The organism is Peribacillus sp. TH16, assembly GCF_016651095.1.
Taxonomy (GTDB): Bacteria; Bacillota; Bacilli; order Bacillales; family DSM-1321; genus Peribacillus; species Peribacillus butanolivorans.
Genome location: NZ_JAEKEM010000008.1, coordinates 1 through 642, shown reverse-complemented (window position 1 = coordinate 642; position 642 = coordinate 1). Strand labels below are relative to the sequence as shown.

1 protein-coding gene is annotated in these 642 nt (G+C 40.5%); it reads right to left on the bottom strand.

The features are described from left to right. Window positions 1–110 precede the first annotated feature (110 nt). Window positions 111–642, bottom strand: a 532-nt coding sequence (locus JFV29_RS14185) for a transposase (RefSeq protein WP_201184661.1), incomplete at its 5' end; no start/stop codon positions are given.

The following is a 642-nucleotide window of genomic DNA, read 5'->3' as shown; positions in this document are numbered from 1 at the left end:
TCAGTTTGTAGACAAAAGGGGTTCGGAATGTTTTAATTCCGGACCCCTTTTGAAATTCCCTTTGAATTTTGCTCAAGATTAAGAGATTGGGCCTCTACGAGCCCACTTTATTAAGCCATTCTTGGACCTTGCCATGTCCAATTGGCTATCTTCTTTAAATTCATGGCAGCGAAAGTAAGCATCGCCTGCATCGACAATTTTTTAAGTCCCCTTAAAGTAGTCCAACGCATACCATGCTTTTCTTTTGCATCTGCGAATACACGCTCTATTGTTTCTTTACGTTTCGCATATATAGGTTTTACATCCTTGTGATGACGCAGATGATCTGCTTCTTCCATATAATTTTGCCAGATATGGCGTGTCACCACTTTTTGATGGTCTTTGCTTACTGTACACTGTGATAAAAATGAGCATGTCGCACAAGTGTGTTTGGGTGATTTGTACTCGCGATAGCCCTCTTTATTTGTTGTTGAGTACTTTAAAATCTCGCCCGATGGGCAGAGATAACAATCAAAATGTTCATCGTAAACATAGTCATGCTTGCGAAAGAACCCTTCTTTTGTTCGTGGACGTGTATAGGGTAAAGCTGGTGTGATTTCTTTCCCAAAAAGGTAGCTTGTAATGGCTGGTGTTTTGTAAGCT